Below are 26,332 nucleotides of genomic sequence, written 5' to 3'. Positions count from 1 at the left end.
TTCGTCCGGCGGTGTCACGCCACGGCCGGCGTTGCGGCCGGAGCTCTGGCGGCGATGCGGTGCGCGAGATGGGCCGCGTCTCGGCTGACGCCGTCGACCTCTCCCGACGCGAAGCAGTACTGGAAGGCCAGCCCGCAGAAGTAGAACCCCGGTACGTCGTCGACGACGCCGCGGTACTCGACCGGCCAGCCGTCCTCGATCGGCAGTGGCAGGTCGATCCAGTCGTAGGTGTGCCGGAATCCGGTCGCCCAGATGACGCTCGCGACGTCGAAGCTCCGGCCGTCCGCGAGGCAGGGCCGCCCGCCGGCGACACCGGTGACGTGCTCGGTGATCCACTCCACGCCGCGCTCGCCGAGGTGCCGGCGCTTGACCCGCAACTGCGGAACCCCGTGGTGCCGGACCTGCCGCATCTTCTTGCGGCCCATCGGGGTGCGCCGGGTGAGCACGTGGTTGAACGCGAACTCGATGAGCGGGAACGCCCGCCGGAACCCGGAGGACCCCCACTCGAGCGGAATGTTCCCGCGATCAGGGCCGACCAGCGTGACCGGACGCGTCGCGGCCACCTCGTGGGCGATGTCCAGGCCGCTGTGCGACGCGCCGACGACGAGCACCGGCCCCTCGGGAAGCTCGCCAGGACGCCGGTAGGCGCTGGAGTGGAGCTGCCGGATGCCGGGGTCGATCCTGGCGGCGAACGCCGGCACCTGCGCCGCCCGGCCGAAGGTGCCGGTGGCCACGACGACGTTGTCGCAGGTGATCTCGTCGGTGCCGATGGTGGCCGCGAATCCGCCGCCGGCCCTGGCGGAGAGCCGTTCCACTCGGGTCTGCATCCGCACCGGAAGGCCGTGGGTGACGGCGTACAGCTCGAGGTACTCGGCGAACTCGTCCTTGGTGGGGAAGCGCCAGGGGTCGCCGGGGAACGGCATGCCGTCCAGGCTGTTCGCTCTGGCAGGCGTGAACAGGGTCAAACTGTCGTAGTGGCAGCGCCAGTTGTCTCCGATGCGGGCCATCCCGTCGAGGACCAGGAACTCACGGCCGAGCCGCTTGAGCTGGTACCCGGTCGCCAGACCGGCCTGGCCCGCACCGATGATCAGTGTCTCGATGTGTTGTGTGGTCATGCCGCCGACGCTAGGTACGACGAACCGCACCTCACATCGGTCGGCACACCCATCCACTCACCGGGACCGATGGGTGGATCGACCCATCACTTGGTGATCTCGACACCGGACAGTTCGTCGAGCGGGTCGATCGTCGCGGTGTCGGTGCCCGCACCGCCGTCCACGATGTCGTCCGTCCCGTCCTTCACCAGCAACGTGTCGTTGCCGGAACCTCCGAAGACGCGGTCGCTGCCGGTGCCGGGGTTGATGGTGTCGGCACCGCCGAGCCCGAAGAACGAGTTGAACTTCTCGTCACCGGTCAGCTTGTCGGCGAACGCGCTGCCGGACACCGCCTCGACGTCGTCGCGAACGTTGTCGCCGCTGGTGGTACCGAACGAATTGATGAGTCCGTCGTTGTTGATGTCGTCCATCGTCACGGACACTGCAGCCACGGCACGTTCGTAGCTGACGGTGTCGAAGTCCTTGCCACCGTTGTAGATGATCTCCGAGTCGCCGCAGCAGTCCTTCTGGCCCGCCAGCATGAGGTCGTTGCCCGCCTCGCCGAACACGTTGCCGAAGAACCGGCCCTCCACCGACACCCGGTCGCCCAGGTCGCCGAGCCGCACCGTCACCTGACGGACCTCCCGGCCGAGGAACCGCTGCTCGCACAGAACCTTCGTCGCCGTGGCCGAGACACAACCCTCGCCCGCCGTGATGGCCACGACGTCGGTGACGGAGATCTTCGTGCCCTCACGCACGATCCGCAGGTTGTTCGCGTTGCCGACGCCGCCGTCGTAGGCGATCCCGGAGCCGAACGTGGTGCTGTTGTTCAGCTTGACGGTGGCGGGGGTGGCTGCCTGGGCGCTGCTCGCGACGGCCGGCATCACACCGGCCACGACCACCCCCGTGCACGCGGCCAGCCACGACAGCCGCCGCTTGGTCGTCGTCCTCATTGCCTTCTCCTTCAGTCCGTGCCGCCATCGAGGCGGGCTCTCACTGATGAAGGCGTGAGTTCGCACCTCACTGCGGAAGGTCCGGCCTCACAACCGGAAGGCGGTGGCGCAGGAGGGCGTGGCGATTGTGCCGACCGGCCGTTGTCACGCTCAGCGGACGCGCGGTAGACAGCGAGAGTGCAGGCGACAACGACCGCGTTGGTCGGGCGCGACCCCGATGTCGTGCAGTTGCGGGAGTTGCTGGCCGTCGAACGGTTGGTGACCGTGACCGGGCCCGGCGGGGTCGGCAAGACGCGACTGGCGCTGGACGCGGTGGCGGGCGGTGGGTGGTCGGTGTGCGAGCTGACGGACGTCGACGACGCGGAGGACGTGCCGGGCGCGGTCGCCGAGTCGTTGGGGTTCCCGAGTGTCGATGCCGCGGTTGTCGGTGTCGGCGACACCGAGCGGCGGCTCGTGCTGGACAACTGCGAGCACCTGGTGAGCGCCGCAGCCGCGGTGGCGGCGCTGTTGCTGCGCCGGTGTCCGCGGCTGCGGATTCTGGCCACCAGCCGGGAGCCGTTGCACGTCGACGGCGAACACGTGGTGCCGCTCGCCCCGCTGGACGTGCCGACCGGCGACGACCCGGACCACGTGCGGGACGCCCCCGCGGTCCGGCTGTTCCTGGATCGGGCCAGGATGTACGGAGTGGCGTTGGCCGTCGACGAGCAGACGGCGCCCGCGCTCGCTGCCCTGGCGCGTCGGCTCGACGGGCTGCCACTGGCCATCGAGCTGGCCGCGGCCCGCACGCCGGTGTTCACGTCGGCCGAGATCGTTGAGCACCTGGATGCCCGGCTGGACCCGCTGGAACGGCGCCGGGCGGGCGGACCGCACCACCACCGGAGTCTGGCGGCGGCGATCGCGTGGTCCTACGAACGGTTGCCGGAGGAGACACGTCAGTTCTTCACCCGGCTTGGTGTGTTCCCGGGCAGTTTCACCGCGGACGTCGCCGCCGCGGTGGCGGCCGGCCCCGAGCACGACCGGTCGGTCGTGCTCGTCCACCTCGATCGGCTCGTGGGCGGCTCGCTCGTCACGGTCGAGCGCCGCACCGAACGCACCTGGTACCGGCTGCTGGAGACGTTGCGGGACTTCGCCCGCGACCGGTTGCGCGAACAGGGCGAGCTGGACCGGATCCAGGACCGCTGGGTGGACGCGCTGGTGCGGGTCGCCACGGACCAGGTGGAGACCGTTCTTCGCACCTGGTCGCTGGAGCTGTACGTGGCCATCCACACGTTGCCCGGCCAGTTGGCGCAGGCGATCCGGTGGTGTCTCGGTCACGACGACCGTCCGGACCGGGCGCACGCGTTGTTCCTGCCGCTGTTCGGCATCCTGCGCAGCGCCAACGGGGACTTCGTCGCCGATCTCGGTGAACGGCTCCTGCGCCGCTGGCCGGACGAGTCGGCGCCCAACTGGGCCATCACCACGGCCATCACCGCCACCGCGCACGTCAGCCTCGGCCGGTTCACGACCGGTGCCGCGCTGGCTGAACGCGCACTCCGCGCGCCCGACCCCGGATACGCGGCGGTGGTCGCACGGCGAGCCCTGTTCCTGTGCGATCGGGCGAGCGGTCACGACGACCGGGCGTTGCGGTGGGTGCGGGAAGGGCTTGCCGAGGCGGAGCGGTTGGACATTCCGCCGTTCCACACCGAGCTGCAGGGGTTTCACGCCGTCGCGCTCGCCGGCGTCGGCCGGTTCGACGAGGCGCTGACCGCGGCGGCCGACGCTCACCGGGACGCGGTGCGCCAGGACAGCCGGCTGTTGAAGATGTTCACCCTGCTGACCCACGGATCGCTGCTGGCGTTGCGGGACGACGCCGCGGGCGCGCGCGTTCTCGCCGAGGCGACTGCGCTCGCGCGGGTGGTCGGCAAGCCGTTCTGGGTCGGCGTCGGACACCGCAGCTCGGGCCTGTGCGCCCTGCTGGCCGGACGGCTCGACGATGCGGCAGAGGAGCTCCGGCGTGCCCTGGACGTGTTCGTGGGCAGCGGTGACGTTCCGGAAACGTGGCTGACGATCAGGTCGGTTGCGGCGTTCCTGGTCGCCTCCGGGCGGGATCGTGCCGCCGTCGTGCTCGCCTCGTCGGCCGGCACGGTGCCCGCGATCGGCGGCGTCGACGTGCTGAGACGCGAGGTCTCCACCCGTCTGCCGGCCGACCCGGACACGAGCGGACCGGTGCTGCCGCTCCGCGAGGCCGTCGCGCTGGCACGGCGGGAACTCGCCCGTCCACCCCTGAGCACACCTGCGCCGGTGAACCAGTTCGATCGCAACGGTGCTGTGTGGACACTCAGCTTCTCCGGCACGTCAGTCCTTCTGCCGGACAGCAAAGGACTCACCGACATCGCCACCCTGCTCCGCCGCCCCGGACACGAGGTGCACTGCACCGAGCTCGCGAAAGTGGCCGTCCACGAGTCAGACGTCGGCGTCGTCCTCGACGAACAGGCCAGGCGCAGCTACGAGAAGCGCGTCACCGAGTTGCAGAGCGAGCTGACCGAGGCCGAGGACGCCCACGACATCGCCCGCGCCGAGCGGATCCGAGTCGAGCTGGACCTGCTCGTCGACCAGCTCGTCGCCGCCACCGGCCGCGGAGGGCGCCGACGTGTCCAGGGCGGCACCGGCGAACGAGCCCGCGCGGCCGTCGGCTGGCGCATCCGGGCCGCCGTAAAGCGGGTCGAACAGGTGCACCCGGAACTGGGCAGGCACCTGCGGCTGAGCCTCCGCACCGGCGCCTGGTGCGTCTACCAGCCCGAGGTCCCGGTCGACTGGCAAGTGCGAGCCTGAAGCCGCGCGCACCCCAGGTGATCACTTCCAGGAAGTTTCGCGAATCAGTGCGGCGAGGCCGGCGCGGTTGGTGAGGCCGAGCTTGCGGTAGACCTGTTCGAGGTGCTTGTGCACGGTTCGCGGGCTGATGCCGAGGTTGCGGGCGATCTCCCGGTCGGTCGATCCGTCCGCCACGTGCGCTGCGACGTGCCGTTCCCGCGGTGTGAGGTCGGACAGCAGGGCGGAGGAGACCGCGAACCGCTCGGACACGAGCGACGTGTGCCGGGCCGCGGCGACCAGGGCGGCCAGCCGCTCGCGCCGGATCAGGGCCTGCGTCAGGTGGGGTCCGAGCAGGTCGACGACCGCCCGGTCGCGCCGGGAGAAGCCGGGGCGGGAGCGGCTGAACACCACCACGCTGCCCCTGCGCCCGTTCAGCCGCACCACGCGCAGCAGCTGGTCCACCCTCCCTTCCGGACGGTAGAAGTCGGCGTAAAGCGGTAGCCGCGCCAGGGTTCGCCGGTCGGCCAGGTCGGTCAGCGCCACCGAGGACGCGGGCGACAACCGGCCGGACCGGTACGCGGTGAACGCCGGGTGGTGGGCCACCGCGGCCGCGAAACCCGGACGGCCCATCAGGTTTCGTTCGGGCCGGGTGACGTGGACACTCGTCAGCCGCCGTGCGACGTGGTCGCTGCCGATGATGCTCGCAGTGTCGCAGCCGACCAGGCGCTCCAGCCCGTCGAGGGTCAGGGAGGCGTCGTCGTCATTCCACTCGTGCACGAGGTCGAGGGCGCGGCGCAGGTCGCGTGCGGTCAGGTCAGCCACAGAACCAAAGACCGGCACTGGCGCCGGCAGATACGAGCTTGACTCGCTGGCTAATGATGATAGCTTTTAGCTAATGTCATTAGCCGACCTGGAGGCAGCCTTGACCGAGTTCCTGAACGTCGACGGCGGGACGATTGCCTACGAGGTGACCGGCGCCGGACCACTGGTCGTGCTCGCCCACGGCATGGGAGACAGCAAGGAGGCCTACCGGTTCGTCGTCCCCGCGCTGGTCGAAGCAGGGTTCCGGGTCGCCGCAACGGATCTGCGCGGCCACGGCGAGTCCGGTGTCAGCTGGCCCTCCTGCACCCGCACCGATCTCGCGGGAGACCTGATCGCCCTGGTGAAACACCTCGGTGAGCCCGCTGTGCTCGTTGGCCACTCCATCTCCGGCGGCGCGGTCACGATCGCCGCCGCGAAGGCGCCGGAACTGGTCACCGCACTGGTCGAGCTCGCGCCGTTCACCCGCAGGCAGCAGGTCCGGCTGTCCGACTTCCGGGTGCGCGGCTACCGCCGCGGCATGACCCACCTCCTGGGCACCGCCCTCCTCGGCAGCACCAGGCAGTGGGCCAAGTACCTGGACGTCGCCTACCCCGGCGTCAAACCGGCGGACTGGGACGCCCGCCTGGCGGAGATCACCGCGATGCTGGACGATCCCGGACGCATGAAGGTCCTCCAGGCGATGGGCAAGACCTCCCCCGCCGATGCCGGCGAGCAGCTGGCCAACGTCACCTGCCCGGTGCTCGTCGTCCAGGGAACGCACGATCCCGACTGGGCCTCGCCGCGAACGGAGGGCGAGGCGATCATCGCCGATCTCCCGACCGGCCTGGGCGAGCTGAAGATGATCGAGGGTGCCGGTCACTACCCGCACGTCCAGTTCCCCGAGCAGACCGTCGCCGCGATCCTGACGTTCCTCGACGGTGTCCGTGCCTAGGGCGGGCCTGCACGCGGACACGATCACCGCGGCCGGCGCCGCACTGGCCGACGAGATCGGCTTCACCGAACTGACCATGGGCGGGCTGGCGGAACGACTCGGCGTGCGCACCCCGTCCCTGTACAAGCACATCGACGGCCAGGACGACCTCAACCGCCGGATCGCGGCACTCGCCCACGTGGAGATCGCCGACGCCGTCGGCACGGCCACCCAGGGCCGCGCGGGACGGGACGCGCTGGCAGCCGCCGCACACGCCCTGCGCGACTTCGTGCTCGCCCACCCCGGCCGCTACGCCGCCACTCTCGGCCTGACCCCGACCGGCCCCGACGACCCGGTCGCGATCGCCGCCCTGCGCGGACTCGGCCCCTTCGAAGCCGTCCTGCGGGCCTACGACATCGCTCCGGAGAAGACGACCCACGCACTGCGTGCGCTGCGCAGCGTCTTCCACGGCTTCGCGGACCTCCAGGCCACCGGCGGCTTCCAGTGGTCCACCGATGTCGGCGAGAGCTTCGAGTGGCTCATCGACCTGATCGACCACGGCCTGCGCCACACCGCGGGCTAGTGGCCCAGAACGTTGCCAGGCGAATTCGCGGTCAGACGGGTGCATCGTGGTGCCGCCCCCGCGTCTTCACACCGGACGTATGGGGGCGCGGGGGCGGTGCCGCGATGCACCCTGCTGAGCGTGAATTACCCGGCCGTCGTTCTGGGCCACGCCAACTAGACGCCGCCCGGCTCACTTGTCCACGAGGACGACCTCGTACTGGTCGGCGGTCGGCGGGAAGCCGGTGTCGAACTTCGCGTTCACGACGGCGAGCCGGTTGCCGTGCAACGCGGCCGTGGTCGGCACGTGGAAGAGCGGGCTGGTGATCGTCTTCTCGAGCGCGCCCGAGGTCAGGTCGGGGCTGAGCTGCCACCGGGTGACCTGGTTGATGAAGTTCTGCACCACCCACAGGTGTGGTCCTTCGAGCACGATGCCGTCCACGAACGGCACCTGGACGCCGACGTCGGCGCTCGCGCCGGACACCGGGTCGACCGTGTAGATCGCCGCGTTCGCCGTGTGCGCCACCAGCAGCGTCTTGCCGTCCGGGGTGACCTCGATGCCGTTGAGGTTGAAGTCGCCGGTGATGGCCGCGGCCGGGCCGCTGAGGTCCAGCACGCGTGCCGGTCCCGGTACGCCGGTCTCGCTGACCGGGACGAAGTACAGCTTCGGCTGGACGGAGTCGGTGAACCAGGCGCCACCGGGCGCTACCACCACGTCGTTGACGATGCCGCCGAGCTGGTAGGTGGCGACCTCGGTCCCGGTCACTCCGTCGTACAGGTGGGCCTGGCCGGTGAAGGCGCCCGCCACGAACAGCAACTGGGTGGCGTCGTCGAACTTGAGGCCCGCCGCCATGCGGCCGGCCGGTGCGCTGATGAACAGCTCGGCGGTGCCGCGCTGGAGGTCGCCGCGGTAGATGTCACCGTTGAACAGGTCACCCGCGAAGAAGGTGGCGCCCCGGCCGGTGGCGATGCCCTCGGCCGACGTCGCGCCGGGCAGCACGATCAGCTCGCTCGCCGGTGCGGCGATCGCGGGAGACGTCAGCGCCGCGACGAGCACGCCGGCCGCAAGGAGAACTCCGGGTCTCATGGTCACCTCCAGGGATGAGGAACCATCATGGAACGTCCAGCGCCGAATTCTCAGGGGCAACCGATCGGGTCCAACGGCCCATGTCGGACCGGGCCGATCGGCCTGCGCGCGTGGAGAGCGAACAGCGCCGCAGACCTCCTGCGTCCGCTGAGGACAGTGAGTGTCCACGGCTGCACCGTCCCAGGCGGTCCCGGCAGAAAGGGCATGGTGTTCCGCGCCCACGAGGCGCACGCTGTGGGCATGACCACGCCAGGCGAGAGGTTCGCGACGGCGCTCGCGGCCAAGGACGAGGCCGGGGTCCGTGCCGTCACGACGCCGGACCTGGACTTCCGTGCGATGACGCCGAACCGGTTCTGGGAGGCGCACTCCCACGACGACCTGCTCGAGGTCCTCTTCGCCAACTGGCTGGAGCCGAGCGACGAGGTGGTGGCGCTTCTGTCCACTTCGGCCGGTGAGGTGTCCGCACGCCAGCACGTCACGTACCGCCTGCACCTGCGCAACGCGGACGGCGACTCGTTGATGGAACAACAGATGTACTACGACGTGGTCGACGGCCGGATCAGCTGGGCGCGCGTGATGTGCTCGGGGTTCGTGCGCGTCTAGTGCCGCCGGTGTTCGATGGCATGGTTGCGGAAAGGCGCTATCCCCGGCGTCCGCCCTGTGGCACCGCACCGTCCGGTGGCCAGCCGGCTTCGTGGACCTCGCTCGAACTGGACACCCGCCACTTCGAGGAGGAGTCCGGTCCGAAGATCGAGCCGGTCGGTTCGAACATGATCGCGATGTCGTAGTCCCAGCCCGCCGCGGTGAACTCCCGGTCGTCGACCTCGCCGCCGCCCGCCAGCTCCGTCGTGGTCCCGGGGTGCAGGTCTGCCACGTCGATCCACGTCAGCTTGGGGTGGATGCGGACGATGGTGTCGCCACCGTCCTGTTCGACGTGAACGCGGCCGCGGATCTCGATGCGGTGGCAGCCGTGCAGCGTGAGCCGCATCGACTCCAGCTCGTTGAGCCGGACACCGGTGATGTCCTGCGAGATGTCGCGGTATCCGCCGAGCCAGGCGTTGCCGGTGGGGCCGAGAGCCGCTTGGGTCTTGGCGATCTGCTTGAACACGGGGAGCAGGGCGGCCTGGATCTCGGGCCGGCCGAGCATGAACTCGTTCCAGTCCGAGTCGGCACGGCCGTACTTGACGAAGGCCTGACCGAGCCCGATGACCCGCCAGCGCATCAGCTCGCGGGCGAACGGCGCGCCGGCGTCGGTCATCCGCAGGTACATTTCGCCGCCGCGGTGGAGCGCGTCCAGTGGACCGCGTTGGACCACGAGCTTCTGCACGGCCTGGTTGCCCGCGCTGCGTTGCAGCCTCAATAGGCTTTCCGCGGGCGGCGAACCGCCCACCGCCGGGTTGGCGGCCGAGGTTCGCTCTCCGGCTTTGTCGACGTGCTTACGCATTGTTGCCCCGAAGCCGCAACTGCGCAGGTGGTGCGGCGTCGATCCACGGAATCGTCTCGTTCGTGGTGATGTCGAGGAGAGGTGCGCGATCCGTGGTGTCGCCCGATTCCCAGGCATAGCGCCGCCAAGTGCCGTCCTCGATGAGGAACACGGCGACTCCGGTGTCCCCCGACGAGACCCAGACGCGGCCGGCGGAGTCCCAGGCGGCGTCCAGCGGCAACCAGTCGGGCCACGTGACGGCGGACGAGAAAGTGCCGCGACCATCGGCATCTCCGATGACAAGACGGCTCAGCCTCGTGTCGTCGGTCCACGGTTCGAAGGCGAACCAATGACGCCCGTCAGGCGCTGGAATCCGTTCCTTCACCACAGCGCCCAGCATCGGCGGCGTGCGTCGCAAGACACAATGCCCGAACGGTCAGGCATGGGGGCGACGGTCTTGGCACCACCGAAGCCACAAGGGCGCGCTACCGGCCGGTGCAACCGGCCGATAGCGCGCGAGCTACTGGTTCACGAGATGACCGTCATTCCCACCAGTTGACTGCGAGGCCACCGGAGTTGGTGCGGACGAACGCGTACGGACGGTGCGACGGTTCCGCCACGATCGTCGTCCCGATCCCTCCCGCGATGCCGCTGCCCGCACTGCCCTGGTTCGCCCAGTTCCAGGCGCGGCCGGTCCACCAGTGCACCCACAGGTTCCCGTCACCGGCCCGCACGAACGCGTAGGGCCGCGCGTTGTCCACCGTCAACGCGCCCACTCCGTCGGTGACGCCGCCGCTGGGCGCGCCCTGGTTGGACCACGCCCAGGCGCGTCCGCTCCACCAGTTGAGCCACAGGTTGCCGTCAGCGCCCCGGACGAACGCGTATGGGCGTTGGGCGCCTCCCGAGCTGTTCCTGACGGCGGTCGCTCCCACGCCCGCAGCGATGCCGCCGCCGGGCGCGCCCTGGTTGGACCAGACCCAGGAGCTGCCGGACCACCAGTTGAGCCACAGGTTGCCGTCTCCGCCGCGCACGAACGCGTACGGGCGTTCTTGGCTCCCCGCGCTGTCCTTCACCGTGGTCAGGCCGACCGCACCGGTGATACCGCCGCTGGGCGTGCCCTGGTTGGACCAGACCCAGGCGCTGCCCGTCCACGAGTGGATCCAGAGGTTCCCGTCGTTGCCGCGAACGTACGCGAACGCGCGCTCAGGCCGGTTGGGGTCGTCCCGCACCGTGATGGCACCGATGCCCTCGGCGACTCCACCCGCGGGCGCGCCGTGGTTGGTCCAGGTCGAGCTGACGCCGTTCCACACGTTCCGCCAGAGGTTTCCGTCGCCGCCCCGGACGAACGTGTACGCCTGGTAGCCGTCCCCGATCCGGGCGACACCCACACCGCCGGCGACACCGGAGGCGGGGGCGCCGAGAATGGTCCAGAGCCAGGACGAGCCGGTCCACCAGTTGAGCCACAGGTTTCCGTCGGACCCGCGAACGAAGGCGTGCACCCGACTGTCCGGCCCGCTACCTCCTGGGGGCCGCATGGACACCGTGCCGACTCGCTCGGCCACCGTGGTGTTACCCGGCGTCCCCTGGTCCGCCCAATGCCAAGCGGCCAGTATCGAAGGCTCGGCGTTCGAGGCGCCGACGGTCCCGGCACCTATCGTCAGGAAAGCCAACAACAAGCAGGCGACTCGTCTGAGTCCACCGCGCATCTGCTTTCTCCTTGTTCTCGTGGTCGCGCCGGGGGCGGCTGCCACCGCGAGATCCGCGGCGGTGCGACGGAAGCAAGCCCAGGCGCATCGTGTGCTTGGTGATTGCGCGGCAAGTGTGTCGGCCCGGTCATGACCGATTCGTTGGCTGCGATTGAGTGCGCTGGTCACCACCGCGGAACGTCGCTTTCTGTTATTGAGGGCCGCCTCAACAGCGGTTTTCTCCCCATCCTCGCCCGATGTTTAACTGCGCCGATCGAGTGGGCGGACTGACCACGGAAAGCAGCACCATTGCGCTGAACGGGTGGCAATGGAAGCCGAATTGCGCCAACCAGGCGGCATTCATCGGCAGGGTTGCGACTCACCGTCATGCAGGTCTAAGACTGAGGCAGGGGTCACATTCACTCTTTTCACTCGGGGGCGTTGTGCTTGCCGTTGAACTCGAAAGGCGACTGACCGACGGTTCGGAGTTCGCCGACAGCCGGATACCCGCGCTGGTCGCGGAGAACTGGACGAGCTTCGGCGTGGACGTGCTGGCCGGGCGGATCCCGGCCGCGGCAGTGCTGATCGAGGCGCTCGACCGGGTCCCGGAGTGGACCGACCTCGCGTTCCGGTCGACGGCGGTGCGCATCGCCGTCGCCGACCTGCTGAAGGGTGACACCGACGACGCGGTGCTCGAAGAGGTCGCCGCACTCGTGTGGTCGTCGCCGCCGACGCATCCCGAGGGCGAGGTGATTCCCCTTGGGACGCCCGGAAACGGCCGCACGTTGCCGTTGCTCGTGCCCGATCCGCGCCGGGTGTCGTGCCGTGTGGTGTGCGAGCGGTTCGAACGCACCATCGGCGCTGATCTGGTGCGCGAGGGTCAGCAGCCGGCCGCGATCGACGCACCGATGGAACCCGAGGTGGCGGTGCTGCGCGCCGGCGTGGATCTGCTGGCCGCGCTGGTGCCGAGACTGGCCGCGTCGGTGGCCGAGCACGTGCACCTCGTCGCGGTGGTGCGGCCAGCCGATCGGGCGTTGAGCGCCTCGAACGCGGCCGTGCCCGGTGCGGTGTTCCTCGCGGGCGGGGCGCTGAGCGACCGGCTCTCGGCCGCGGAGGGAGTGCTGCACGAGGCGACGCACCTGCGGTTGTACGAGCTGGCGCTGTACCGGCGGCTGTACGCCGAGCACCCGGCCAAGACCATCACACCGCCCTGGTACGGCGCGGAGTCCGGTGGCGGGCTGGCCTGGCCGGTCGACCGCGCGCTGGCCGCGTTCCACGTCTACGTGCACCTCGCCGCGCTGTGGTTCGCCGCGGCGGGCAGCACGGACGTCCTCACCTCGGGCGAACTGACGCAGGCACGCGCCCGGTTCGACCGATGCCTGGACAAGGGCGGCTACCTCGCCCACGCACTCCTCGGTCCACTGTGGACCGACCTCGGCCCGGACGGCGCGCGGTTCGCGGAGGGGCTCGCCGCGCAACTCGAACAGATCGGAGAGGCCTCATGACCATCGAGCAGGCGCCCGTCAGGACGGTGTACGCGCTGGAGCCGGACGTGCGGATCCGGCCGCTGCCGGAGTGGGCTGGTGCGCTCGTCTACACCCCGCACTCCCCCGACCTGCACTACCTCAACACCACGGCGTGGACGGTGCTCGAACTGTGCCCCGGCCGCACCCGCGATGAGCTGGCCGAGGCGTTCGTCGAGTTCGTCGGCGACACCGGCGTCGAGCCCGAACAGGCACGCGAGCTGCTCGCCGACACGGTTGCCACGCTCCGGAAGCAGCACATCATCGCCGAGACCGGTTGATCAGTCGATTCGCAACGAAGGAGGTGAAGTTCCATGCGTGAGCAGGAAGATCGCCTGAGCGGTCTGAAGGATCAGTTGAAGAAGCGCGGCCTCGAGTCCTCGGTCGTGCACCGGGTAGAGCCGTCACTGCGGACCGGGTCGCAGGTCGCGTTCAACCCGTCCCTGGTGGACGAGATCGTCAAGCCGGGCAAGGAAGAAACGCCGGGCTGAGTTGCACGCGCCCCGAGAGGAGCCGGCCCTCTCGGGAGCGCACAACCCGTTGGGAGGGGCGAGGATGACCAAGCCGCAGATGACGCTCGAGACACCGATCGTGGTGGGTTGCCAGGTGACGAACATCTGCAACCTCGACTGCAAGCAGTGCTACACCGAGTGCAGCCGCTCCTCGCCTCCCGGCGAGATGACGTTCGACGAGTGGAAGCAGCAGATCGACTACCTGGCCGACAACGGCGTCGTGCACCTGTACTTCGAGGGCGGCGACCCGTTGCTGCGGCCGGACTTCCTGGACCTGCTGCGGTATGCGCAGAAGCGGTTCCTGCTGTGGTTCCGCACGCACGCCACCACCATGACACCGCAGCTCGCGAAGGAGATCGCCGACATCGGGCTGGGCCGGGTGGTGATCGACTTCTTCGGCACGGACGCCGAGATGCACGACCACCTGACCGGCGTGCCGGGGTCGTTCGAACGGACCTGGGCGGGCGCGCGGTTGCTGCGAGCCGAGGGCGTCCCGGTGATCCCGGCCGCGATCGTGAACCGGCTGAACGTGCCGCACCTGCAGCGCTACGTCGAGTTCGGGACGGAGCTCGAGGCAGAGGAGCTCGGGCTGCTGCGGCTGTACCCGATCGGCGCGGCGAAGCGGAACTGGGCCGAGCTGTCGCCGCGGCCGCTCGACATCATCGAGGCGATCGCGGCGCTGGACGTGCCGGACGGGTTCCGGGTGATGAACGGCTTCCACCCGCACGACGCGAACTGCTGCTGGGTGAACGCGCACATCACCTCGACCGGTGACAGCATCGGCTGCCCGTACCTGCGCGGCATGACGAACTACGGCAACGTGCGCGAGGTGCCGTTCCTGGAGACCTGGGGCCACCCGCTGTACGAACAGCTGCGCTCCCAGCCGATCGAGGGCGACTGTCCTGAGTGCACGAAGAACCGGATGCTGAGCCCCGGCGGCTGCCGATCGAGCGCGTACACGTTCACCGGTCGCTGGGACGGCGCGGATCCCTACTGCCCCAACATGAACTACCACGACATCGACGTGACGGTGCTGCCGGGCACGCGGATGTTGCCGGTGGTCGACCGTGGCTGAGCACCAGTTCGAGGACGACGCGGTGCTCACCGTGGTCGGCACCGGGATCAAGCTGGTGTCGCACCTGACCACGGAGGCGCGCGAGGCGATCGAGAAGGCGGACGTGCTGCTGCACGCCACGCAGACGCCCGGGATGCCGCAGTGGCTGCGCTCGCTCAACTCCGCGGAGTTCGACCTGACGTCGTTCTACGCGCCCGGCCGGGACCGGTGGGTGACCTACCGGATGATGGCTGATCGGGCGCTGGAGGAGCTGGGCCGCGGACAGCGGGTGTGTGCGGCGTTCTACGGTCACCCGGCCGTGTACGTCACCCCTGGGGTGGAAATGGTGCGGCGAGCCCGCGAAAACGGGTACACCGCACGCATGTTGCCCGGTGTGTCCGCGGAGGACTGCTTGTTCGCCGATCTCGGTGTCGATCCCGGCGTCGCCGGGTGGCAGAGCTACGACGCCACCCCGTTCCTGGTCTACCGGCCGCGGTTCGACACGTCCGCCGGGCTGGTGCTGTGGCAGCTCGACGCGCTGGGGCACCGCGACTACCAGCCGCGACACGAACGCTCGAACTACGAGGTGCTGGCGCGGGTGCTCGCCGAGCACTACGGGCCGGACCACGAGGTGGTCGCCTACCTCGCGGCCCAGTACCCGAGCGTCGCGCCGATCGCGCAGCCGTTGCCGATCTCCGCACTGCCGCTGCATCCGGGCATGTCGACGTTGTACGTGCCGCCGCTCGGGCCGCGCGTCGCCGACCGGGAGATGCTCGCCGAGCTCGGCCTGGTCGGACCTGGGGAGTAGATGCGCGGGCACGTGGGCGACGTGCCGCGGCTGCGCGAGGAGCCGCGGTTCGCCCGGCTGCTCGCGTCCGACTTCGTCAGCGGTGTCGGCGACCAGCTGAACCGGGTCGCCGTGCTGGCGCTGGTGTACCAGGTGTCCGGGTCGGGCTACGCGGTGTCGGCCGTGCTGGTGGCGCGGATGCTGGCGACGATCGTGGCGGCGCCGTTCGGCGCGGTGCTCGCCGACTGGCTGCCGCGCCGGGACGTGCTGGTGGTGTCCGGGCTGGTGCGGATGATCGTGGCACTCGCGATGGTGTTCAGCCACGGGTTGGTGCTGCTGATCGCGCTGGTCGCGCTGCTGGAGGCGTTGTCGGCGCTGTCGACGCCCGCGCGGTCCGCGTTGATCCCGCACCTCGTCCGGGAGCACCGGGTGATGTGGGCGAACGGTCTCGACCAGGGCATGTTCGGCCTGATCATGGCGGTCGGGTCGTTCGCGGGCGGCGCGGCTCTGGCGTTGATCGGCACGTCCGGGGCGTTCGTCGCGAACAGCGCGTCGTTCCTGCTGTCGTCGTTGCTGTTGCTGGGTCTGCCACGAGGGATTCCTGGCGGTGGTGCGGAGAAACGGGACCGGCGGCTGCTGGCGGCGCTGCCCGCGCTGGCCGATCCGGGGCTGCGCCTGTCGGTGCTGTTGAGCGCGGTGTGGCCGTTGGCCGGCGGGGCGTTGAGCGTGCTGATCACCGCGTACTCGTTCGACACGTTCCACGCCGGCGGGTTCGGCATCGGGTTGCTGTACTCGGCGCTCGGCGCGGGCTACCTCGTCGGCGGTGTGGCGATCGGGCGGCTGCCGGCGCTGGCACGGGTGCGACCGACTCGGATCGCACCGGTTTCCTTTGCGGTGGAAGGCGTTTGTCACGTGCTGGTGAGCCAGTCGCCGACGCTGTGGCTCGCGACGGGGTTGCTGTTCGCCGGCGCCTGCTCGGCGGCGTGCGGCAACGCGGCAATTGGGAAGCTGCTGATGGGCGCGCCGGACGACGTGCGCGGCCGGGTCATCGGGATTTCCAAGGGCTTGGCGGCGTGCGGGCAGATCACGTCGATGGCGGTCGCGGGCGTGCTGCTGGAGGCGGCGGGCGCGCGGCCGGTCGGGTTCGGTTCGGGGGCTTTGCTGGTGGTGCTGGTCGTGGTGACGGGGTGGATGGTGCGGCGATGACCGAGGTGCTGGCGGGAGGGGCGAGCAACTACGGCAAGGTGCTGCGGGTCGGCGAGACGGTGCGCCGGCCGTTGCGGCCGCACAGTCCGGCCGTGCACCGGTTGCTGCGGCACCTGGAGGACGTCGGATTCGTTGGCGCGCCGCGGTTTCTGGGCGTGGTGGACGGGCACGAAGTGCTGACGTTCGTCGACGGCGAGGTGCTGCTGCCACCGTTGCCGTCGTGGGCGTTCGATTCCTCCTTGCTGGCGTCGGTCGCCCGGTTGGTGCGCGCGTTCCACGACGCCTGCGCTTCTTTTCCGGTGCTCGCGGACGACGGCTGGGATCAGCGCACTCCGGCGCGGTGGAGCGGTTCCGTGCTGTGCCACGGCGATCTGGTGCGGTCGAACGTGGTGCTGCGCGACCGCCGCCCGGTCGCGTTGATCGACTTCGACCTGGTGGCACCGGCGTCGCGGGTGTGGGAGATCGCGTGCGCGCTGCGGCATTGGGTGCCGCTGCGCGGCGAGGGCCCGGAAGGCGCCGCGGCGGCGCCGTTCGTGACGGGAGAGCGGCTGCGCGCGTTCTGCGACGCCTACGGGTTGCCCGCGGCGGAACGGCCGGACGTGCTGGACGCCGTGCTCGACGCGGAGGACCTGCAGCTGCGCCTGCTGCGGCAGTGGGTCGCCGCTGGTCACGAGGAGTACCGGCGGATCTGGGAGGCGGGTGCACCGGACCGGATCGCGGCGCGGGTGCACTGGGTGACCGAGCATCGCGCGTTGTTGTTGGCGGCGATGACGTGAGGACGTACGAGCCGTACCGCGTGGCCACCGATCTGCACCGGCCAGGCCCGCCGCTGCGGGTGGCCGCCGAGAACGGCTCCGCAGCCTGGCTGGTGACTCGTTGGGAGGACGCGCGGGAGGCGTTGTCCGACCCGCTGCTCTCGGCCGATCCGAGCCTGCCCGGTTATCCGGCTGGCCCCGGCCATCGCGGCGCGAGCACCGGCGGTTCGATGATCAGGCTGGACGGCGCGGCGCACCGGCGGGTGCGGCGGATGTTCACCGGCGAGTTCTCGGTGCACCGAGTGGAACGGATGCGACCTCTGATCGCGTCCTGCGTGGCGTCCGCGGTAGCCGACCTGCGAGCGCAGGGCCCCGGCGCCGACCTGATCCCGACCGTCGCGCTGACGGTGCCGCAGGCGGTGATCCTGCGGCTGATCGGCGTGCCGGAGTCCGAGGTGCCGGCGACGATCGCTGCGGCCCGGCACCTGCACGACCGCACGTTCCCGCGCTCGTCGCTGGCGTCGGCGGAGAAGGCGTTCCTGGCCAGGCTGCGGGCGCTGGTCCGCCGCGGTCCGGCCGACGACCTGACGGGCAGACTGGTCGCGTCCGGCGAGCTGACCGAGGACGAGGCCGTGGTGAACCTGCGCCTGGTGGTGGCCGCGAGCGTGCAGACGACGTCGAGCATGATCGGCCTGGCCGTCCTGTCCCGCCTGACCGACCCGTCCCGCTCGGTGGACGACCTGCTGGCCGACTGGAGCGTGGTGCAAACGGGCCCGCGCCGAGTGGCGGTCGCCGACACGTCGATCGGCGGCGTACCGGTGCGTGCGGGCGAGGGCGTGGTGGTCTCGCTGCCGGCCGCCAACGCGAGCCGCCCACCCGGTGCCGGGCACGTGGCGTTCGGCTTCGGCCCGCACCAGTGCCTGGGCCAGCACCTGGCCCGCACCGAACTGGACGAGGTGCTGAACGGCTTGTTCCCCGTTCGCCCAGCCACCCCCGACTTGCGCACGTACGACGCATCGGTGATCTACGGCGTGGAATCGCTTCCCGTCACGTGGTGACGTCGACGCGGATTTCCGCCGTCGAATCGACCTGACGTTCGACGGTCCGCGCCATGTCCGAAGAAAGACGGGAAAGCCTTGGCGGACGCCGGAATGGCCATTTTCTTCTGCTCCTGGAACGTCCGCGAACTCGTTCGACAAATCTGCCCTGCAGTTGACACGGCGATACTCTGGGAGCGCTCCCATAGTCTGCTGGAGGAGTCATCATGCGAAGGACCGTCCGTGCCGTCGCTGCTGCCGGCTTGCTCTTCGCGAGCACGTTGGTCACGACAGCGAGTCCGGCTCAGGCCGATGTGACCATCTGCGACCAATACGGCTCGACCACCATCCAGGGCCGTTACGTGGTTCAGAACAACCGGTGGGGCACCTCGGCGCAGCAGTGCATCAACGTCACGTCGTCCGGCTTCCAGATCACCACTCAGCAGGGTTCGGCCCCGACCAACGGGGCGCCGGTGTCGTACCCGTCGGTGTTCCTCGGTTGCCACTACACCAACTGCTCCCCCGGCTCCACGCTGCCGATGCAGGTCAGCCGGATCCGCAGCGCCACGTCGTCGATCAACTACCGGTTCGCCGGCGGCACCTACAACGCCTCGTACGACATCTGGCTCGATCCGACGCCGAAGACCAACGGCGTGAACCAGATGGAGATCATGATCTGGTTCCAGCGCCAGGGCCCGATCCAGCCCATCGGCAGCGCGGTCGGAACGACCAACATCGGCGGGCGCAGCTGGCAGGTGTGGCGCGGCAGCAACGGTTCCAACAACGTCATCTCCTACGTCGCGCCGTCGGCGATCACCTCGTGGTCGTTCAACGTGCTCGACTTCATCAACGACGTGCGCGCCCGCGGAGCGATCACGAACTCCTGGTACCTGACCAGCATCCAAGCCGGGTTCGAACCGTGGAACGGCGGCGTCGGCCTGGCCGTCAACAACTTCTCGGCCTCAGTCAGCGGCTGAGCCGCCCCCGGTCTGCTTCGGGGATCCGACCGCGCCGATCGCGGTCTGGCCGCCGTCGACCCGGATCGTCTCGGCGGTGATGTACGCGGCCGCCGGCGTGGCGAGGAAACGGACGGCGGCGGCCACCTCCTCGGGATGTCCCATGCGGCCCAACGGGATGCGCTCGGCGACGCGGCGCGCCTGCGCCGGATCGGTGAAGGCGTCGTCGTTGATCGGGGTGCGGATGAAGCCGGGGTTGACGACGTTGACGGTGATCCGGTGCGGCGCGAGCTCCGCGGCGAGTTGCCGGGTCAGTGCGATGATCCCGCCTTTCGAGGCGGTGTACGCGGGATAGGCGTAGCCGATCTCCCCGGCGCACGAGCCGATGTTGATGATCCGCTTGGTCCCGTCCGCCGCACCGTCGAGCAGATGGGGAAGCGCTGCCTGGCACACCCGGAAGGCGCCGGTGAGATTGATGTCGAGCACCCTCGCCCAGGTCTCGGCGTCGGTGTCGGCCAAACCGGTCCGGTGGAGCACTCCGGCGGCGTTGACCACGACGTCGAGCCGCCCACGCCACGCGATCACGTCCGCGACGGCCTGGTGCACGGCCCGCTCGTCGCGGAGGTCCGCGGTGAGCGCCAGCCCTTCGGCACAACGCTTCGCCGTGGTTTCGGCACCGCGCCCGTCGCGGTCCAGCACCGCGACGTCGAACCCGTCCTCGTGCAGCGCCACGCACGTCGCGGCACCGATGCCGGACGCTCCGCCGGTGACCAATGCGACCCGTCGTTCCACCACGGTCATACCTCCCAGGCTGCGAGCGTGCCGGGATGATCATGTCACTGCCCTGACCTGGCCCGAGACTGGACACCATGACCCGAACGCTGCTCGCGGTGCACGCCCATCCCGACGACGAGTCGACGTCCACCGGCGGCATCCTGGCCCACTACGCCTCGCTCGGCACCAGAATCGTGCTCGTGACCTGCACGAACGGCGAGCTCGGCGACGCACCGGGCGGCGCCGAACCGTTCACCCCCGCGCATGATCCCGCACGGGTCGCGTCGCACCGGCTCGGCGAGCTGCAAGCGGCGTGCCGCGTCCTCGGGGTGACCGACGTCGAACTGCTCGGCTACCACGACTCGGGCATCGCGGCGTGGGAGAAACCGCGCGGCGCCTTCGTCGACGTGCCGGTGTCCACGGCCGCCGACCGGGTGGCGAGGCTGATCGAGCACTACGAGCCGCAGGTCGTCGTGACCTACGACGCCGAGAACACCGCGCAGCACCGCGACCACCTGCACGCCGCACGAGTCGCGGTAGCGGCGTTCGAGGAGTCCGGGGTGGCGGCCAAGCTCTACTTCAAGGCGCACGGCCGGACGTACTGGGAACGCGTCATCCGAGTGGCCGCCTCGGTCGGAGTCCACCGGAACGTGCCCACCGGCCTCGACGACGTCGACCGGCGCATCACCACGACCATCGACACCCGCGCGGTCGTCGACCGCAAGCGCGCCGCCCTGCACTGCCACGCCTCCCAGCTCTCCTCGTCGATCGCGGGCAGGCTGCCACCGGCCGAGTTCGCCGAGGCGTTCGGGGTCGAGGACTTCATCCGGGCGCGGGACACCACGGGATCACCTGTTCCGGAGACCGACCTCTTCGCCGGTCTCGGGTGAGAGGAGCACCCGCGCCTCAGCCGCGGTGGCCGCTGGAAGAGATCAGCAGGTCACCTTGACGGTCGCGTTCGCCTGGAACGACACGTGCACGTGGTCCATGTGGTTGGCGGTGGGACTACCGCGATCCTCCATCGGCTTCCAGCCGCTGCCGTCGTTGTAGCGCTGGCGCCAGATCACGTAGCTCACGCCGAAGGCCCGGCGGTTGGCCAGCACGTAGTCGGCCAGGGCGTTGCCGGTGGCGGTGTCGACCATGAAGTCGAGCGCCAGGCCGAGGGGATGGTCACCAGAGCCGGCGCGGCCGGCGGCGCCGCCGATGTCGTCCACGCCGAACTTGCCCGAGACGTGGTGACCCACCTGGGCCACGTGTGGTTTGACGCCGTCCAGGGTGGTCGGGCAGGGCGGCGGCGGAGGAGGCGGGGGCGGCGGGGGCGGCGTGGTGGTCTCGGGGGTCGTGGTCACCGGAGGCGGTGTGGTGGTCACCGGAGGCGATGAGGAGGACGGCGCGCTGGTCGAGGTCGTGACTTGACTGGCAGACGTGGCGGCCAGGTTGGCGGCCGCGCCGGTGGGGTCGATCTGCTGGCCGGAACCGCCGACCACCCAGTAGGTCGCGGCCAGGCCCGCGCCGAGGGTGACGGCGACGGCGATGGGCAGCATCCGGCTGGGTAACTGCTTCGTATTCGTATTATGTCGGCCCGGCATTCGGGAACACCTTGCGTCGGGGACAGGGGCATGCTCACACGGCGGGCCATGTTACGAAATGAACACGGCGACCTCCCAACCCAGTGTTCATGGTCACATCTCTGCTGGTGACCGTGTTGCTACCGAACGTGATAACCGGTGCGTCCGCCGAGGTCAGCGGGCATCATGACAGACCGAGGCGTTGCTGCTCGGCCTGCACCACTCGCTGTTCCACCGACACCGCTGAATCCAATGCGCTCGCGTGTGAGTGCTTCGTGTCGCTCTCGCGCGCGTAGTGATCGAACAGCAGGGTCTTGTGGTCGCGGATCTCCTGCACCCGTGCGTCCACGCTGTCCTTGACCAGCAACCGGTGCACGTGGACCTTGCGGACCTGGCCCATCCGGTGACAACGGGCGATCGCCTGGTCCTCCGTGCTCGGCTTCCACTGGGGCTCGGCGATGATCACCACGGACGCGGCCTGGATGTTGAGGCCCACGCCGCCCGCCTCGATCTGGGCCAGCAGCACCGCGTGGTCCTCGCACGCCGTGAACGCGTCCACCATTTGCTGACGGCTCTGCGCCGACGTCGCGCCGGTCAGGGGACCGAAGACTTCGACGTGGTTCGCGACCGTGTCCAGCACGTCGTGGAAGTACGAGAACACCACGACCTTCCAGCCGTTGTCCCGCGACTCGTCGATGATCTCCAGCAGCCGCTCCAGCTTCGCCGAGCCGCGGGGCGTGCCCGGCGCGTAGGCAGCGCGGCGCATCGCCATCAGGTTCCCCTTGCGCACCGCGTCGAGGTACGCACGCCGGTCCTGCTTGCCGAACTCGACCCAGTCCTCCATCTCCAGCAGCTCCGGCAGCTCCCCCAGCACGTCCTCCTGGTTGCGCCGCAGGTACACCGGCGCGACAACGCGGCGGAAAGCCTTCGCTCCCACCACGGCGTCGATGGCGCCCGTGCGGGCCGCGACGTTCGGCTGGAGGTAGCCGACCAGGTTGCGGAACTCCTCGACGCGGTTCTCCATCGGCGTGCCGGTGAGGAGCACGGCCCGCTCCGCGCGTTGCACGATCGTGTTGACCGCCTGCGAGCGCTGCGTGTCCGGGTTCTTCACGTAGTGCGCCTCGTCGACCACGACCAGCGCCGGGCGGAACCTCTTGGGCAGCACCAGTTTCGGCAACGTGCCGAACGTCGTCACGCCGACGCCGCCCTGCGCCAGCCACTCGCCGACCGCGCCGTCACGGCCCGCGCCGTGCATCCGGTGCGGCACGAGGTCGCTGTGCCTGGCGATCTCGTTGACCCAGTTGACGACGACGCTAGCCGGGCACACCACCAGGAACCCGCGCCGCCCACCGGCGGCGAGACTGGCCATCACCGCGATGGCCTCGATCGTCTTGCCCAGTCCCATCTCGTCGCCGATGATGACGCGTTTGCGTGCCAGCGCGAACTTGGCCCCGAACACCTGATAGCCGCGCAGCGACACCTTCAGCAGGCTGGTGTCCAGTGTGGTCGCGTCGACCTCGTGCTCGATGTCGGCCGGCACGAAACCCTTGGCGGCACTGCGATCCGGCAACGCGTCCGCACCGGCGAGGTCGGCGAGGAGCGTGTTGTAGGCGGCCGCGTCGAGCTCGTAGTCACGCCACAGCGCGCGATGATCCAGGTCCGGCACGCGCAGCTGTGTGCCCACCGCGCGCAACGCCGCCACGTCGCGACTGGCCAGCAACGCCTCGAGCCGACCAAGCGCATCGATCGCGGCCTGCCGGTTCTTCCGCAACGAGAAGAACATCCGCACCCGGCTCCAGGCCCGGGACGCGGCGCGCACGTCGGCGTCGACCCTGCCCAGCACGTCGCCGAGCGGCTCGTGCAGCGGACCGACGAGCTGGTTCGCCCTGCGCAGCTTGGACATCAGCTGCAACAGCGCGGTCTGGTCGCGGTCAGCGCGGTCGGGGTTCAGCCGGACAGTCGTTTCGCGCGCGACACCGTCGACGAAGGCGCGGGCGACCCGCACGATCTGCTCGGCGGACTGCCTGCCGACGCCGGGCACGCCGTCGAGCTGTTCCGCGCGCGCCTCGGCGACATCGGCGACAGTCCGATACCCGGCGGCCTTCAGCTTGCTCAGCCGCAGGTTCGCCTTCTTGTCCCGGAGCTTGTCCACCGGCATGGCGCGGAGCTGGTCGGCCACCAGCGCGTCCCGGACCGCCTGGTACTGCGCGGCGGCGAGCGCGAGCAGCCGTTCCGGTTCCGCGCGCACCCCCGCTGCCTCGGCGCGGAACGCCTTCGCGGCGGCCAGCACCGCGCGGGCATGCCTGCCGACCTTCGACGAGTCGTCCACCCGTGTCCTTTCGTGAGGCGGCCCGAGAGTACCGAAACCAGGCGGGTCGTCGGTGGCCGGAGCGCCGTGTTCGCTCTCCACGCGGCACGCAGCGACTGCCGATGTCGTCGAGGGTTGGGCGACGCCGAACGCGAGCGGGACGGCGATCTCGTTGCACGACAGCAACGACACCCGCGTCGGCAATGGCTACGTCGTCGCCGGCGCGTCGTGGGCCGGCCGGGACGGCATGTGGCACAACGATGCGGACGGGCCCACTTGCCCTAACAGCGCGATCAGCGGCTTCCTGCCGCGTCCGCGTGTGTCCAGCAAGTCCGCAGATCTTGAACGCTGATCGGCTCCGCTGAAGGATGCCGTCCATGGACGGTCTCCTGGACGAACCGGTGACGCTGCAGATGTCCGCACGAATCTGGGCGGGCATCGACGCCGGCGTCGACAACGTCGTGGCTCTTGCCGCTCAGAACGGTGACGAACAGGTCATGCACATCGGGCAGACCATCCGGCAGGCGGGCTGGGACCAGGTTCCGTGGGTGAACGGGGATTGGCCGCCCATGAACCAGATCATCGCCATCCGATTGACCCGCGCTCAATGGCGGTTCGCAGCCGATGAAGCCCGCAAGAGCATTGCCGTGTGCGAAGCACTCCACGACGACGAGTCGGCCCAGTTGAACCGAGACGCGCTCGCCGTCATCGAAGCTGCTGCTTTGTGACGAGTGCGCCAAGGCCGTCTACGGCACCACTGCGGCTGCCACGAGCCCCACGCCGATCGCACCGTGTCCGCTCGTGCCGATGAGTGAACACGGTCAGCCGGGAAAACCCGTTGTGAGTCGTTGGTGCGGCGTGCCAGGTTGATCGGCCACCGATCACCGGAGAGAACATGACGCCCGTGCCGCTGCCCACCCCGACGCTGCACACCACCCGCCTTCGCTTGCGTCCCTTCACCGACGCGGACGGGGACGCTCTCTTCGCCCTGCACAGCAACGCCCACGTGCTGCGCTACTGGGACTCGCCGCCCTGGAGCGAACGTGCACGCGCCGAGCGCTTCATCGCGGCGTGCCGGCAGATGGCGGACGAGGGCACCGGGGCGCGGCTGGCCATCGACCGTGCGACCGACGGAACGTTCATCGGCTGGTGCGGTCTGACCAGCTGGAACCCGGACTACCGCAGCGCATCGCTGGGTTACGTCCTCGACGACGCGGCGTGGGGCCACGGCTATGCGACGGAGGCCGCAGGCGCCGTGCTGCGGTGGGCGTATGACGCGCTGGACCTGAACCGCGTCCAGGCCGAGGCCGACACGCGCAACGCGGCATCTGCCCGCGTGCTGGAGAAGCTCGGGTTCGTACGTGAAGGGACGTTGCGGGAAGACTGCGTCGTGAACGGCGACGTATCGGATTCGTGGGTGTACGGGCTGATCAGGCGCGAGTGGCGGCCCTCAGCCGGAACGCTTGAGTTCAACCTGCACTGAAATTACTGTGAACGCAGGCAACGAAGACCACGCGAAGCGGCCGGTTCACAGGGTCGGCGGCAGGGCCAGCCACGGTTTGTCGCCGGCGTCGAACCCGGTTAGCTCGGCGATCTTCCCGTCGACGACGCGCAGGACCGCGATGGCGAACAGCCGGTGCTCCTGGTCGTCGGGGGCGCGGAGGTACAGCGCGGCGGCAGGCATGCGGTTGACCGTCGTGGCGACACCGCGCCAGTCGTCGTGGCCGCGTTGGAAGAGCCCACCGGAGACCCAGCCGTCCACCGCTTCCTGAGCCGTCATGTTCGCGGCGCCCAGCTCGGGCAGCATCGCGAAGCGCAGGTCGTCGCGCAGCAGGGACGTCAGCCCGGCGAGGTCGTTGCGCTCATGGGCCTCGATGTACGACTTCACCACGTCGCGCTCGTCGCTCGACAGCTCGTGGGTGGCGGGGCTCCGCCAGTCGAGGCGACGGTCGGGCAGCTGCTCGCGCATCGTCACGCGCGCCCGCTGCAGCGCGCTGGTCACCGATGCGACGGTCAGCTCCAGGGCGTCAGCGACCTTCGACGCCGGCCAGCCGTGGACGTCGCGCAGGATGAACACCGCCCGCTGCCGTGGCGGCAGGTGCTGGATGGCGACGATGAACGCCAGCTCGATCGTCTCCCGCGCCACCACCGACTCCTGCGGGTCCTCGGGGAGCATGCGGTCGGGGTACGGCTGCAGGTGCAGCACTTCGGACGCCACGGGGGTGGGCTTCTCCAGGAAGTCGAGGCAGACGTTCGTCGCGATCCGGTACAGCCAGGTCCGCAGTGCCGCGTGGCCCTTGAACGACTCCCGCTTGTGCCACGCTCGCAGGAACGTCTCCTGCGTCATGTCCTGGGCGTCCTCGTAGTTCGCGAGCATCCGGTAGCAGTGCACCTGCAGCTCACGCCGGTGGCGCTCCGTGATGAGCGCGAACTGCGCCGCATTGCCTGAGCGGGCCACCGCGATGAAGGCGGCCTCGTCGGCGCCGAGCGGTCTGGCGTCGGTCATGGTCGGCAATCCTTTCACCGG

At 69.9% G+C, this 26,332-nt stretch carries 28 protein-coding genes; 17 read left to right on the top strand and 11 right to left on the bottom strand.

Going from position 1 to position 26,332, the window contains the following annotated elements; genetic code table 11:
• Positions 1-14: 14 nt before the first annotated feature.
• Together DI276_RS15390 and DI276_RS15385 are read right to left on the bottom strand one after the other, a co-directional pair.
• Complete coding sequence (locus DI276_RS15390; RefSeq protein WP_112264020.1) at positions 15-1,115, bottom strand: flavin-containing monooxygenase; 1,101 nt, start codon at positions 1,113-1,115, stop codon at positions 15-17.
• An 86-nt stretch (positions 1,116-1,201) separates the two neighbouring features.
• Positions 1,202-2,047, bottom strand: coding sequence for a calcium-binding protein (locus DI276_RS15385; protein ID WP_112264019.1), 846 nt, complete (start codon positions 2,045-2,047; stop codon positions 1,202-1,204).
• 177 nt (positions 2,048-2,224) lie between these two features.
• Here DI276_RS15385 and DI276_RS15380 point away from each other — a divergent pair, with 177 nt between their 5' ends.
• A complete protein-coding gene (locus DI276_RS15380) occupies positions 2,225-4,858 on the top strand; it encodes an ATP-binding protein (protein ID WP_112264018.1) in 2,634 nt (877 codons plus the stop codon).
• A 21-nt stretch (positions 4,859-4,879) separates the two neighbouring features.
• On the opposite strand, the gene DI276_RS15375 is transcribed toward DI276_RS15380, so the two are convergent.
• On the bottom strand, positions 4,880-5,659 hold the full coding sequence (locus tag DI276_RS15375) for a helix-turn-helix transcriptional regulator (protein ID WP_112264017.1): 780 nt from the start codon (positions 5,657-5,659) through the stop codon (positions 4,880-4,882).
• Positions 5,660-5,732: 73 nt separating this feature from the next.
• On the opposite strand from DI276_RS15375, the gene DI276_RS15370 reads away from it, so the two are divergent.
• Both DI276_RS15370 and DI276_RS15365 read left to right on the top strand, forming a co-directional pair.
• Positions 5,733-6,590 carry an alpha/beta fold hydrolase gene (locus DI276_RS15370; protein WP_232836672.1) on the top strand — a complete coding sequence of 286 codons (858 nt, stop codon included), beginning with the start codon at positions 5,733-5,735 and terminating at the stop codon, positions 6,588-6,590.
• Positions 6,577-7,152 carry a TetR/AcrR family transcriptional regulator gene (locus tag DI276_RS15365; protein WP_232836671.1) on the top strand — a complete coding sequence of 192 codons (576 nt, stop codon included), beginning with the start codon at positions 6,577-6,579 and terminating at the stop codon, positions 7,150-7,152. Before DI276_RS15370 ends, DI276_RS15365 begins: the two co-directional genes overlap by 14 nt.
• A gap of 171 nt (positions 7,153-7,323) precedes the next feature.
• On the opposite strand, the gene DI276_RS15360 is transcribed toward DI276_RS15365, so the two are convergent.
• Positions 7,324-8,217: an SMP-30/gluconolactonase/LRE family protein gene (locus DI276_RS15360; protein WP_112264252.1), complete on the bottom strand. Its 894-nt coding sequence runs from the start codon at positions 8,215-8,217 to the stop codon at positions 7,324-7,326.
• A 240-nt stretch (positions 8,218-8,457) separates the two neighbouring features.
• Between DI276_RS15360 and DI276_RS15355 the strand changes: the two genes are divergently transcribed.
• Positions 8,458-8,820: a hypothetical protein gene (locus DI276_RS15355; protein ID WP_157984723.1), complete on the top strand. Its 363-nt coding sequence runs from the start codon at positions 8,458-8,460 to the stop codon at positions 8,818-8,820.
• 37 nt (positions 8,821-8,857) lie between these two features.
• Here the strand turns inward: DI276_RS15355 and DI276_RS15350 are convergent, their stop codons facing one another.
• The 3 genes from DI276_RS15350 to DI276_RS15340 form a co-directional block, all read right to left on the bottom strand.
• Positions 8,858-9,577 carry a hypothetical protein gene (locus DI276_RS15350; RefSeq protein ID WP_112264014.1) on the bottom strand — a complete coding sequence of 240 codons (720 nt, stop codon included), beginning with the start codon at positions 9,575-9,577 and terminating at the stop codon, positions 8,858-8,860.
• Positions 9,578-9,653: 76 nt separating this feature from the next.
• On the bottom strand, positions 9,654-10,028 hold the full coding sequence (locus tag DI276_RS15345) for a hypothetical protein (RefSeq protein ID WP_157984721.1): 375 nt from the start codon (positions 10,026-10,028) through the stop codon (positions 9,654-9,656).
• Positions 10,029-10,182: 154 nt separating this feature from the next.
• On the bottom strand, positions 10,183-11,139 hold the full coding sequence (locus DI276_RS15340) for a hypothetical protein (RefSeq protein ID WP_112264012.1): 957 nt from the start codon (positions 11,137-11,139) through the stop codon (positions 10,183-10,185).
• 629 nt (positions 11,140-11,768) lie between these two features.
• On the opposite strand from DI276_RS15340, the gene DI276_RS15335 reads away from it, so the two are divergent.
• The 9 genes from DI276_RS15335 to DI276_RS15300 all read left to right on the top strand — a co-directional run bounded on the left by DI276_RS15335 (position 11,769) and on the right by DI276_RS15300 (position 19,176).
• Positions 11,769-12,830, top strand: coding sequence for an aKG-HExxH-type peptide beta-hydroxylase (locus tag DI276_RS15335; protein ID WP_157984720.1), 1,062 nt, complete (start codon positions 11,769-11,771; stop codon positions 12,828-12,830).
• Positions 12,827-13,129 carry a PqqD family protein gene (locus tag DI276_RS15330; RefSeq protein WP_112264010.1) on the top strand — a complete coding sequence of 101 codons (303 nt, stop codon included), beginning with the start codon at positions 12,827-12,829 and terminating at the stop codon, positions 13,127-13,129. The genes DI276_RS15335 and DI276_RS15330 overlap by 4 nt, the downstream gene beginning before the upstream one ends.
• A gap of 33 nt (positions 13,130-13,162) precedes the next feature.
• On the top strand, positions 13,163-13,339 hold the full coding sequence (locus tag DI276_RS49930; protein WP_157984719.1) for a hypothetical protein: 177 nt from the start codon (positions 13,163-13,165) through the stop codon (positions 13,337-13,339).
• A 64-nt stretch (positions 13,340-13,403) separates the two neighbouring features.
• Entirely contained in the window at positions 13,404-14,435 is a 1,032-nt protein-coding gene (locus DI276_RS15325; protein WP_112264009.1) for a radical SAM protein, read from the top strand.
• Positions 14,428-15,222 (top strand): SAM-dependent methyltransferase, encoded by a 795-nt coding sequence (locus DI276_RS15320; RefSeq protein WP_112264008.1) that lies wholly within the window; start codon positions 14,428-14,430, stop codon positions 15,220-15,222. The genes DI276_RS15325 and DI276_RS15320 overlap by 8 nt, the downstream gene beginning before the upstream one ends.
• A complete protein-coding gene (locus tag DI276_RS15315; protein ID WP_112264007.1) occupies positions 15,223-16,407 on the top strand; it encodes an MFS transporter in 1,185 nt (394 codons plus the stop codon). It abuts the gene before it with no gap.
• Positions 16,404-17,183 (top strand): phosphotransferase, encoded by a 780-nt coding sequence (locus tag DI276_RS15310; RefSeq protein ID WP_112264006.1) that lies wholly within the window; start codon positions 16,404-16,406, stop codon positions 17,181-17,183. Before DI276_RS15315 ends, DI276_RS15310 begins: the two co-directional genes overlap by 4 nt.
• Positions 17,180-18,220, top strand: coding sequence for a cytochrome P450 family protein (locus tag DI276_RS15305; RefSeq protein ID WP_112264005.1), 1,041 nt, complete (start codon positions 17,180-17,182; stop codon positions 18,218-18,220). The genes DI276_RS15310 and DI276_RS15305 overlap by 4 nt, the downstream gene beginning before the upstream one ends.
• 206 nt (positions 18,221-18,426) lie before the next feature.
• Positions 18,427-19,176, top strand: coding sequence for a GH12 family glycosyl hydrolase domain-containing protein (locus tag DI276_RS15300; protein WP_112264004.1), 750 nt, complete (start codon positions 18,427-18,429; stop codon positions 19,174-19,176).
• Here DI276_RS15300 and DI276_RS15295 read toward each other — a convergent pair.
• Positions 19,162-19,956 (bottom strand): SDR family NAD(P)-dependent oxidoreductase, encoded by a 795-nt coding sequence (locus DI276_RS15295; protein WP_112264003.1) that lies wholly within the window; start codon positions 19,954-19,956, stop codon positions 19,162-19,164. The genes DI276_RS15300 and DI276_RS15295 overlap by 15 nt on opposite strands.
• Positions 19,957-20,024: 68 nt before the next feature.
• On the opposite strand from DI276_RS15295, the gene DI276_RS15290 reads away from it, so the two are divergent.
• A complete protein-coding gene (locus DI276_RS15290) occupies positions 20,025-20,819 on the top strand; it encodes a PIG-L family deacetylase (RefSeq protein ID WP_198680649.1) in 795 nt (264 codons plus the stop codon).
• Positions 20,820-20,861: 42 nt separating this feature from the next.
• Here the strand turns inward: DI276_RS15290 and DI276_RS50870 are convergent, their stop codons facing one another.
• Both DI276_RS50870 and DI276_RS15275 read right to left on the bottom strand, forming a co-directional pair.
• Positions 20,862-21,473, bottom strand: coding sequence for a hypothetical protein (locus DI276_RS50870; protein ID WP_198680648.1), 612 nt, complete (start codon positions 21,471-21,473; stop codon positions 20,862-20,864).
• 208 nt (positions 21,474-21,681) lie between these two features.
• Positions 21,682-23,826: a DEAD/DEAH box helicase gene (locus tag DI276_RS15275; RefSeq protein WP_112264001.1), complete on the bottom strand. Its 2,145-nt coding sequence runs from the start codon at positions 23,824-23,826 to the stop codon at positions 21,682-21,684.
• A 52-nt stretch (positions 23,827-23,878) separates the two neighbouring features.
• Between DI276_RS15275 and DI276_RS15270 the strand changes: the two genes are divergently transcribed.
• The 3 genes from DI276_RS15270 to DI276_RS15260 all read left to right on the top strand — a co-directional run bounded on the left by DI276_RS15270 (position 23,879) and on the right by DI276_RS15260 (position 25,288).
• On the top strand, positions 23,879-24,157 hold the full coding sequence (locus DI276_RS15270; protein WP_112264000.1) for a hypothetical protein: 279 nt from the start codon (positions 23,879-23,881) through the stop codon (positions 24,155-24,157).
• Between the two features lie 25 nt (positions 24,158-24,182).
• The gene (locus DI276_RS15265; protein ID WP_112263999.1) at positions 24,183-24,533 is read left to right on the top strand and encodes a hypothetical protein; all 351 of its coding nucleotides are present in this window, start codon (positions 24,183-24,185) and stop codon (positions 24,531-24,533) included.
• A gap of 167 nt (positions 24,534-24,700) precedes the next feature.
• A complete protein-coding gene (locus DI276_RS15260; RefSeq protein ID WP_112263998.1) occupies positions 24,701-25,288 on the top strand; it encodes a GNAT family N-acetyltransferase in 588 nt (195 codons plus the stop codon).
• 45 nt (positions 25,289-25,333) lie between these two features.
• Here the strand turns inward: DI276_RS15260 and DI276_RS15255 are convergent, their stop codons facing one another.
• Entirely contained in the window at positions 25,334-26,311 is a 978-nt protein-coding gene (locus DI276_RS15255; protein WP_112263997.1) for an RNA polymerase subunit sigma-70, read from the bottom strand.
• Positions 26,312-26,332: the final 21 nt, after the last annotated feature.

Origin of the sequence: Lentzea terrae, assembly GCF_003265345.1 — a bacterium.
Taxonomy (GTDB): Bacteria; Actinomycetota; Actinomycetes; order Mycobacteriales; family Pseudonocardiaceae; genus Lentzea; species Lentzea terrae.
Note: the sequence above shows the minus strand (reverse complement) of the source record. Positions and strands in the feature narration are given on the sequence as shown.